At 53.9% G+C, this 531-nt stretch carries 2 pseudogenes; both read right to left on the bottom strand.

Annotated elements, in window-relative coordinates:
• Nucleotides 1-111 (bottom strand): annotated as a pseudogene (locus DCC82_RS17140) (AAA family ATPase); the annotation flags it as partial.
• A pseudogene (locus DCC82_RS17135) lies at nucleotides 107-531 on the bottom strand (integrase core domain-containing protein); the annotation flags it as partial. The pseudogenes DCC82_RS17135 and DCC82_RS17140, both read right to left, overlap by 5 nt.

Here is a 531-nt window from a genome sequence, read left to right as displayed (position 1 = left end):
AATCGCCTGCTGGATTTGGCGGAAGAGATCTACCTTGCGGTACTTCGGTTCCTCTCCTAATCCCAAGGCCAGACCACGGTAAAAATCCATCACGCCTTCGGTGGATATCGGCTTTGACCTTGTGATGCTCCCGCTTCAGAAAAATCGCATCCAGCCAATCTCCATCTTCGATGAACAACACGAGATGCACTTGCGATTGAAACACCTCATGCGGCGTTTTTCCGTCCAGCGAGGCGTGCGGTTTTCGATGATACTCCTCTTCAAGCCACCTCCAAAAGCGCTCGTTCAGCTCTTCGAGCGACTTCGGGGGATCCAACTCCAGCAGCGGATAAAACCGCGTCTGTACGGTGCGGAAGAACCGTTCGATTTTCCCTTTGCTTTGCGGGTCATACGGCTGGGTGTGGATAAGCGTAATTCCCATCTCGGCGCACGCATACTGCAGCACCTCGGATCGATAAATTTCCCGTTGTCCGAGTAAATGCGCTTCGGCTTCCCGCAACGAAGCACCGCTTCCTTCGTGACGATCCGCAG

It is taken from the genome of Geobacillus sp. LYN3 (genome assembly GCF_003064505.1).
GTDB classification, from domain to species: domain Bacteria; phylum Bacillota; class Bacilli; order Bacillales; family Anoxybacillaceae; genus Parageobacillus_B; species Parageobacillus_B toebii.
Note: the sequence above shows the minus strand (reverse complement) of the source record. Positions and strands in the feature narration are given on the sequence as shown.